We start from the raw sequence: 4,792 nt of genomic DNA on the forward strand, positions 1-4,792 counted from the left end.
ACATTTATTTTGCCCGTCCAGACAGTATTGTAGAGGGGAAAAGTGTCTACCAGATGAGGAAAAACATTGGGGCGCAATTGGCTAAAGAGGCGATGGTTGAGGCGGATATTGTGGTGCCAGTGCCTGATTCTGGAGTTCCGGCGGCGCTTGGTTACGCTGAGGCTTCTGGGATTCCTTTTGAGCTTGGAATTATCCGAAACCATTATGTGGGGCGGACTTTTATTGAGCCAAGTGATCGAATTCGACATTTTGGGGTGAAGCTTAAGCACAATGCTAATCCGGATGTGATTCGCGGTAAAAATGTGGTTTTGGTTGATGATGTGCCAAAAGATGAGCACACCATCAAACGGTTGCAAGACCATGTGAAGGCAACAATCGCCCCTTACAAATACCCGCGTTCTATTATCTTTACTGATACGCTGCCCAAAACACAGACGGGCAAAATCCAGCGTTTTCAATTGCGAGCATCATAAAAACCATGAGCGACTTTCAAAAAACAAAATCAATGTTCCATTTGCCAAAAGGCATAATTTATCTCGATGGCACCTCTTTGGGACCCTTGCCCAAAGCAACGCCCGAGAAGGTGGGCAGCATGTTGACCCAAGAGTGGGGCGACATGCTGATCACCGGCTGGAACAAAGCGGATTGGATGGGCCAACCTTCTCGTGTTGGCGACCGCATCGGCAAATTAATCGGTGCACCTGCCGGGTCAGTTGTGATGGGCGATACTTTGTCGATCAAAGTCTATCAAGCAGTTGCATCCGCGCTCGAATTAAACCCAAGTCGCAAAGTGGTGCTTTCTGATAACGGCAATTTCCCCACTGATCTTTATATGGTCGAGGGTCTGCTCAAGTCGCTCGATAAGGGCCAAGAATTGCGCCTTGCCAACCCAGAAGACGTTGAAGCCGCCTTAAGCGAAGAAATCGCTGTGTTGATGCTAACGGAAGTCGATTATCGCACTGGCCGCAAGCACGACATGAAGGCGCTCACACAAAAAGCCCATGCCCTTGGCATCCTGGTTATTTGGGATTTGGCCCACTCCGCTGGCGCGGTTGAAGTGGACCTTACCGCCTGCGACGCAGATTTTGCCATTGGTTGCACATACAAATACTTAAACGGTGGCCCTGGCGCACCTGCCTTCATCTATGTTGCGCCAAAACATCAAGAAAATGTCCGCCCTGCCCTTTCAGGCTGGCTGGGCCATGAAGCACCCTTCGCCTTTGATATCGATTACCGACCCGGCACAGGCATTGAACGGATGCGCGTTGGCACCCCGCCGGTGATCGCCCTTACCGCGCTTGAGAGTTCCCTAGATATTTGGGACATGGTCACAACGGCCGATGTACGAGCCAAATCGATTGAACTATGCGACCTCTTTATCGCAGAAGTTGAAAAACGCTGCCCATCGCTTGAGCTTTCAAGCCCACGCGACGGCGCAAACCGCGGTTCGCAAATCTCCTTCAAATTTGAACACGCCTATGCGGGTATGCAAGCTTTGATCGACAATGGCGTTGTCGGCGATTTCCGCGCTCCGAACTCCATGCGTTTTGGTTTCACCCCGCTTTACATCGACGAAGAGGACGTGATCGGTGCCGCTGCAATTTTGGAGCGGGTCATCAATGACAATTTGTGGGACAACCCCAAATATCAAACACGTTCGCGGGTAACCTGATCCATGCAAACCGGCCTTCACCACATAAAATCCAATTGGGCGCAACATCACTTTGTTGCGTGCGATTGGTATGTGACCGACGAAAGCCGTTTTAGCGTCCCAAGGGGTGCCGCTTCCAATTTGAATTAGCAATTGTTCTTCGCCCAATTTCGGGCAATGCTGAAATTCAAATTTGGATGGTAAAAATGACCAACGAAAACAAACCCTACGATCCCGCCAAAGAAGGCGCGCAAATGTCGTTTGATGGACGCATGTCCTATGGCGACTATTTGCAAATCGATAAAATCCTGGATGCCCAGCACCCGCTCTCCAGCGCGCACGACGAAATGCTGTTCATCATCCAGCACCAAACTTCAGAACTGTGGATGCGCTTAGCCATCCACGAACTCAGCGCCGCGCGCGAAGCGATCAAAACCGATAATCTTGCGCCCGCGTTTAAAATGCTGTCCCGCGTCGCCCGCATTTTCGAACAACTCAACAACGCATGGGACGTTTTGCGCACCATGACCCCAAGCGAGTATACCGAGTTTCGCAACACACTTGGGCAATCTTCGGGCTTTCAGTCCCATCAATATCGCTTGGTGGAATATGTACTGGGCAACCGCAACCAAGCCATGCTTAAGCCGCACGCGCATAAGCCCGAAGTCCACGCATTGCTAAAGGCAGAACTATTATTGCCCAGCCTTTACGATGAAGCTTTGCACCTGCTGGCGCGGCACGGCATTGCCGTCCCCCAAGAAATTCTTGACCGCGATGTCAGCCAACAGCACCAAGCAAATGAGGGTGTCGAATTGGCGTGGAAACAAGTTTATCAAAACACTGGCAAAAACTGGACGCTCTACGAACTCGCCGAAAAGCTTGTTGATTTCGAAGATTATTTCCGCCGCTGGCGCTTTAATCACGTTACAACAGTAGAGCGAATTATTGGATTTAAACGGGGAACCGGCGGCACTGGCGGCGTTTCTTATCTTCGGCGTATGCTCGAAGTAGAACTATTCCCCGAACTTTGGCATGTGAGGACCCAGCTATGACCACTTGTGTTTTTGTGCAACTGCGTTGCCACCCCGGCAAAACATATGAAGTCGCAGATGCCATTTATGAGCGTGAAATCACCTCAGAGCTTTATTCAACCAGCGGTGATTTTGATCTTCTGATGAAGATCTACATTCCCGACGGCGAAGATGTGGGCATGTTCATCAACGACCATATTGTTGATATCCCCGGCATCTCACGATCGTTGACCACTTTGACGTTCAAGGCGTTTTAGGCCAAAGCAAATCTTGGCAATTGATAAAATCGACTGAACTAAATCAGTTGAACAAATCGTCCGGCGCTCCAAGGCGCCGGCAACCTGCCCCAATGTCAGCGGCCCAAAATTTCGCCAATCAAGCAGACATGACGCTCGCCATCACCAAATATGGCGCCAAATTCAAACATATATTTGACGATCAGGCCCAAGTGTTGCAGCGCACGGACTTGGCGGTGGGCATAAACACGCTCAAAAAACCAGGCAGTTAAGTAACAACTGAAGTAAATCCAAAGCAATTGATCAATTAGTCAAATTTAGACAAAGGCACACCAGCACCTACAAGCAACCTATAAGCGACCGAGAAATTTAGTTTAATATTTGTTCAATCTTTACATAGTACTTTCGCCAACACTGCAACTCCAAGTTGATAACTTCTCCGGTGGTCACAATGTTCGCATCTGTAAAACGCAGTTTACTTGACACCTTGTTGCCCAAGAGCCTTCGCACGCCGGCCGGCTTCGCGCTAACAACGCGCGACAAAAATGGCAAATTACTCAAAAAGCCAATCCCTTTGACCAGGCAGGAAACGCTTGCGCGCCTATCTGAGATCAACACCAGCATTTCAAAAATGCGGCAAATTGCGGAAAAGGCAGCAACTGAAGCCAAAAGCCTTTCACTGCAAAGCGAGGAAGCCGCGCAACTCGCGCGCAAATGTACAATTGCCTTGGAACATTGCGCAAAGATCAGTGAACAAAACGATTTCTTCTATAGCTCCATTCACTCGAGTGAAGACCCATTCATGATGGACCGCAAACACACAAGATACGCCGGGCAACTCGATGAGATCGCCACCACCTTATCCTCAATCGTAAAGACCATCTGCAAAGACTGATCTTGCACCCCAATTCTATGGTTGCTTGCCGCTTCACCCGCTCATAGAATTGGGCATGGAAAACACACAACCGTCTAGCCCTATAAAGACCTACGCGCTTGAAACGCAACGCCTTGTGTTGCGCCCCTTTTCCACCGCAGACACCCACCGGATTGTCCAAATATTTGCTGACCCTCGGGTATCCAAATGGGTTGATGACGGCACGCCATTAAGCGAAGACCAAGCAAAACGATGGATCGCGGCCTCCTTTGCTTCCGTAGAAAAAAACGGCACCAGCGCAGGTGCCATCATCGAAAAAAACACTGGTCAAATGATTGGATGGGGCGGCATTGTCCACCCGCAAGGGACCTCACCTGAGATCATTTATGGTCTAGAATATGCCGCATGGGGCAATGGGTACGCAAAAGAGATCGCAACAGCTATTGTAAAAAACGGCCTCGGCATCCTAAAAATCAACCGCCTTCGCGCCACGGTCGACCCGGAAAACATCGCCTCCATCAAAATCCTAAGATCTCTGGGATTTCAACTCATCTCCAGTGGACTTGATGAGAACGGATTACCAACAGACGTTTATCACCTAGGGTGATGGAGCGGGTGAAGGGAATCGAACCCTCGTCGTCAGCTTGGGAAGCTGCTGCTCTACCATTGAGCTACACCCGCTTATCGCACCTGCTTTTGCTCGGGCCTTGCGTGGTCATCAAGCAGCATAGGACGTACAGCGAGTTATTTGAAACGCAAGCACTCTTGCTTTTCGTTTGCATTCCAAATTAGTTGCTCTAACAAATTTGAATATGCTCACAAACTGCGGCCTCAAAAAACCAAAGTGACATACTGCAGTTATTGAACTCTCAACTTGCCATCGCTTCGCGCAGCGAGCGCACAAGCGTGTCCTTTTCTGCTAGCTTGTCATCATTATGCTGGTTGACAAATGCCCAGCTCAACGCGCTCAAATGCAACTCCAGCAAATCCGGACGGGCCT

General features: G+C 49.7%; 6 protein-coding genes, 1 tRNA gene and 1 pseudogene. 7 read left to right on the forward strand and 1 reads right to left on the reverse strand.

Features of this window, described 5'->3' with window-relative positions; all coding sequences use genetic code 11:
- From Q0231_RS00705 to Q0231_RS00735, 7 genes and pseudogenes are all read left to right on the forward strand, one after another.
- Nucleotides 1-473, forward strand: a pseudogene (locus tag Q0231_RS00705) (hypothetical protein); the annotation flags it as partial.
- A gap of 5 nt (nt 474-478) precedes the next feature.
- Nucleotides 479-1,672 carry a kynureninase gene (gene kynU, locus Q0231_RS00710; RefSeq protein ID WP_299343713.1) on the forward strand — a complete coding sequence of 398 codons (1,194 nt, stop codon included), beginning with the start codon at nt 479-481 and terminating at the stop codon, nt 1,670-1,672.
- Nucleotides 1,673-1,857: 185 nt separating this feature from the next.
- Nucleotides 1,858-2,703, forward strand: coding sequence for a tryptophan 2,3-dioxygenase (kynA, locus tag Q0231_RS00715; RefSeq protein ID WP_269394406.1), 846 nt, complete (start codon nt 1,858-1,860; stop codon nt 2,701-2,703).
- Entirely contained in the window at nt 2,700-2,939 is a 240-nt protein-coding gene (locus tag Q0231_RS00720) for an Lrp/AsnC family transcriptional regulator (protein ID WP_269394405.1), read from the forward strand. The genes kynA and Q0231_RS00720 overlap by 4 nt, the downstream gene beginning before the upstream one ends.
- Nucleotides 2,940-3,031: 92 nt before the next feature.
- Nucleotides 3,032-3,190 carry a hypothetical protein gene (locus Q0231_RS00725; protein ID WP_269394404.1) on the forward strand — a complete coding sequence of 53 codons (159 nt, stop codon included), beginning with the start codon at nt 3,032-3,034 and terminating at the stop codon, nt 3,188-3,190.
- A 179-nt stretch (nt 3,191-3,369) separates the two neighbouring features.
- Nucleotides 3,370-3,813 (forward strand): hypothetical protein, encoded by a 444-nt coding sequence (locus tag Q0231_RS00730; protein WP_299343742.1) that lies wholly within the window; start codon nt 3,370-3,372, stop codon nt 3,811-3,813.
- 55 nt (nt 3,814-3,868) lie between these two features.
- The gene (locus Q0231_RS00735) at nt 3,869-4,399 is read left to right on the forward strand and encodes a GNAT family N-acetyltransferase (protein ID WP_269394402.1); all 531 of its coding nucleotides are present in this window, start codon (nt 3,869-3,871) and stop codon (nt 4,397-4,399) included.
- On the opposite strand, the gene Q0231_RS00740 is transcribed toward Q0231_RS00735, so the two are convergent.
- Nucleotides 4,400-4,473 (reverse strand) — tRNA-Gly (locus Q0231_RS00740).
- Nucleotides 4,474-4,792: the final 319 nt, after the last annotated feature.

It is taken from the genome of uncultured Maritalea sp., assembly GCF_937139385.1.
In the GTDB taxonomy this organism is placed as follows: Bacteria; Pseudomonadota; Alphaproteobacteria; order Rhizobiales; family Devosiaceae; genus Maritalea; species Maritalea porphyrae_A.

Coding starts and splice junctions, on each gene's coding strand:
- Q0231_RS00725 (WP_269394404.1), top strand. CDS start 3,032: ATGTCAGCGGCCCAAAATTTCGCCAATCAAGCAGACATGACGCTCGCC.
- kynA (WP_269394406.1), top strand. CDS start 1,858: ATGACCAACGAAAACAAACCCTACGATCCCGCCAAAGAAGGCGCGCAA.
- kynU (WP_299343713.1), top strand. CDS start 479: ATGAGCGACTTTCAAAAAACAAAATCAATGTTCCATTTGCCAAAAGGC.
- Q0231_RS00720 (WP_269394405.1), top strand. CDS start 2,700: ATGACCACTTGTGTTTTTGTGCAACTGCGTTGCCACCCCGGCAAAACA.
- Q0231_RS00730 (WP_299343742.1), top strand. CDS start 3,370: ATGTTCGCATCTGTAAAACGCAGTTTACTTGACACCTTGTTGCCCAAG.
- Q0231_RS00735 (WP_269394402.1), top strand. CDS start 3,869: ATGGAAAACACACAACCGTCTAGCCCTATAAAGACCTACGCGCTTGAA.